The 4081-nt window shown below is 32.9% G+C and carries 1 protein-coding gene; it reads left to right on the plus strand.

Annotated features, from left to right (window positions below):
* Window positions 1–363: 363 nt before the first annotated feature.
* A partial coding sequence (gene nrdD / locus CI949_RS17805; protein ID WP_290768837.1) for an anaerobic ribonucleoside-triphosphate reductase occupies window positions 364–4081 on the plus strand: 3718 nt, incomplete at its 3' end.

Raw genomic sequence — 4081 nt, forward strand, 5'->3', positions numbered from 1 at the left:
ATTATTAACTGAACCGAGCCGGAAGACCTGCCTTTATTTATAAACACCATAAACTCACGGGTCATGAGGGGGTGTTGAGCAGATTTTATTTAATAAACTGCTGGCAGCAGCTAAATTATTTAAGACTTTTAGATAGTATGCAAAAGACTGCAGCTTATTTCAGCTTAAGAATAACGAGTTAATTTTAAATAAAATTCTGACAACTAACTTAAATTATTAATCCCTTTCGTGCAGAGCCTGTGCGGAGGGATTTTTTTAGTTTACATAAGTTTTGAAAATAAAATTAGAAATAAGCAGGACTATTTAAAGCAGCAGAGAAATAATTAAATATATAGCAAACACAAGTTCGAAAAAGGAGGAATTATGAATTTAGATTATGTAAAAAAACGTGACGGAAAAAAGGTAGAATTTAAATCAGAAAAGATTGAAAATGCTGTAGAAAAAGCAGCTGCAGCAGTGGATCAGGCTGATCCTAAAATTGCTGCCGAGATAACAGCTGAGGTATTATCCTATTTAAAAATATTTTTTAAAAATGGTGGTACTGTAGAGGTAGAACAGATTCAGGATCTGGTGGAAAAGGTTTTAATTGAAAAGGGATATGCCGAAATTGCAAAAGCCTATATTCTTTACCGGGAACAGCACAGCAAACTCAGGGACAGCAAAAAGCTTTTTGCAGATGCTGTAAACATTATGGATGATTATTTAGACCGCAGTGACTGGAAAGTAAATGAAAATTCTAATATGAGTTACTCCCTCCAGGGCTTAAATAATTATATTGCTTCTGAGGTAACTGGTCAGTACTGGCTGCAGGAGATATATCCCAAAGAAACTGCCGAGCTGCACAGCGGTGGTGATTTACATATCCATGATCTGGGTAATTTGAGTGTTTACTGCTGCGGCTGGGATTTAGAAGAGCTTTTGAGAAGCGGCTTTAGAGGGGTTCCAACTAAAATTGAAAGTGCCCCGCCAAAACATTTGAAGACAGCACTCGGGCAAATTGTAAATTTTTTCTATACACTCCAGGGTGAGAGCGCCGGAGCCCAGGCTTTTTCCAACTTTGACACTTATCTGGCTCCATTTATAGCCTATGATGGCCTTAATTATGAGGAAGTTAAGCAGGCGATGCAGGAATTTTTATTTAATATGAATGTTCCGACACGGGTAGGATTTCAGACTCCCTTTACAAATATTACCATGGACCTTGAAGTTCCCAGTTATTTAGAAGACCAGGCAGTTATAATTGGCGGTCATTATCAGGAAAAATGCTATGGTGAATTTCAAGAGGAGATGGATATGCTCAACCGAGCCTTTGCCGAGCTGATGATGGAGGGTGATGCCAAGGGCAGAATGTTTTCCTTTCCGATTCCAACTTACAACATAACTGAGGATTTTGAATGGGAAAATGAAAAGTTGGATCCGGTCTGGCAGATGACAGCTAAATTCGGGATACCATATTTTTGTTTGAGTGAAAATACATTCATCATAACTGATAAAGGATCCAAACAATTAAAAAATATTAATATCAATAAAGATAAAGTTTTAGGTGATGATGGTAATTTTTATAGAATAATTAATTTATTTAAAAATGAGCATAAAGAGTATATTAAAATAATTACCGAAAAACAACAAAAAATTGAATGTTCTAAGAATCATAAATTTCCTACAGATAATGGTTTAAAAAAAGCTGAAAACTTATCACTCAATGATAGGTTGCAGGAATATGGTAAACAAATTGTTTTTGAAAATGGGTTTATATTATCATATGAGAATCATCATCTTTTTGATATAATTGATAAATCAGGGGAAAAGATAAGATTTGAAAAAATAACTAAAAATAAAATTGATGATTTTTATTGTTTAAGAATTAGAAATAGAGAAAGAAAAAAGATTGACAAATTTAATTATGAACCCAATAGGTTTCAAACTACGTTAAAAGATATAAGAATTCCCCAAAAATTAGATAAAGAAATATTTGAGATGATCGGTCAATTGTTAGGAGATGGCTATTTATCAAAGACTAAAAACTCTATTCGTTTAACAAGTAATGATAGTGAAATTATAGATTTTTTTGTAAAGACCATCAATAATAAATTTGATTTAGATAGTTCAATTTCTAAAGCTGGAAACAGTGAGACATGTCTGGATGTAACTGTAAATTCAAAAATTTTAAAAGAATTTTTGAAACATATAGGATTAAAATTTGGAAGAGGAGATGAAAAAGAGATACCCCAAATTATATATAAAAGAAATGAAGAAGAAATTGGCGCACTATTAAGAGGACTATTTGATACTGATGGATCTATTTCAATAAATAATAGTGGAAATCCTATTATTACCCTTACTCTTAAAAATAGAAAGTTATTACAGCAGGTATTAGAACTTTTAATGTTTCTTGGAATAGCAGCATATTATAAGACTTCAAGAAAAAAATATGGAGAGATTAGAATTCATGGAGAAAAAAATATAAAAATTTTTAAAGATAAAATTGGATTTTCAATAACAAGAAAAGCCTGCAGGTTAATAGCAAAAGATAGTAACAAACCTAATTTAGGAGATAAGATCATAACTAAAAAACAGTCATTAAACGAGTTTGGTAAAGACTTTCGTCAATATAAGGAAAAAGATATATTTAGAGTAAAAAAAGATACAGATGGAATATATTTATTTGTAAATAAAATTAAAGAAACAAATAATTATGTAGAAATAAAAAGTTTAACAAATATAAAAAAAGAAATATCAACTGTTGACATTCATGTTAATAGTGAAAATCATTTATTTACATTAAAAAATAATGTGGTTGTTCATAATTCCAATTTTATCAATTCGGATATGGATCCAGAGGATGCAAGGAGTATGTGCTGCAGATTGCGCCTGGATAACAAAGAGCTTCGTAAAAGGGGTGGTGGCTTATTTGGTGCTAATCCTCTAACAGGGAGCATAGGCGTGGTAACTCTAAATATGCCCCGCATTGGTTATCAGGCTCAAGATAAGGAAGAATTTATGCAGCAAGTCTATTATCTGATGGACCAGGCAAAAGAAAGCTTAGAAGTTAAGCGTAAAGTTTTAGAAACCTTAACTGAGCAGGGATTATACCCCTACGCAAAATTTTATTTGAGAGATATTAAGAAACGCTTTGATCAGTACTGGAAAAACCACTTTAATACAATTGGGCTCAATGGAATGAACGAAGCTCTGCTCAATTTTATGGGTAAGGATATTTCTACTCCCGAAGGACAGCAGTTTTCTGAGCAAGTAATGGGTAAAATGAGAGAGCGCCTGCAGCAGTATCAGGAAGAAACAGATAATATGTATAATCTGGAAGCAACTCCAGCTGAGGGAACCGCCTATCGTTTTGCCCGTCTGGATCGAGAAAAGTTTGGAGATCAGATAATTGCTGCCAATCAGGAGCGGGTAGTTAAAGAAGATGCAGATCCCTATTACACCAACTCAACTCAGCTGCCAGTTGGTTTAACTGATGATATTTTTACAGCTTTAGAGCTGCAGGATGAACTGCAGTCACTTTATACGGGAGGGTGTATTGAAAAAGGTAATAAGGTTTTAACAAATAAAGGTGCAATTAGAATTGAAGAAATTGTTAGAGATTATGAAAATTTAAAACCAATTAAGGCTTTAAGTTATAATGCAAAAGAGGACAGATCAGAATGGGATTTAATTACAGATGCTATGTCAATAGATGTCAGTAAAAATAATAAGATAAGAGTTATTGCTGAAAAAGGTCTTGATATAACTACAAGTGACTGGCATCCATTTTTCGTATTAGAGAAAATATCAGTTAAAGATAAATGTCCAGTTTGTGGAGAAAAGGTTAAGGGAACAAAGTCGTTTTCAACCCATATAAGGTATAATCCTGAATGTAGAAAAAAATATAAAACAATGTTTAAATTTAAAGTTGTAGAAAAAAGAGCCGATGAACTAAATGTTGGAGATTATATACTTCAAAATAGTGAAAATTTATATCCCGAAAAAGAATCTTTGCTAGACAATGATTTAATGTGGCTTTTTGGATATTTTATTGGAGATGGCTCAATTAGTGAATATGAAGACAATCGTGGTGGTAACC

Source organism: Halanaerobium sp. (assembly GCF_003070835.1).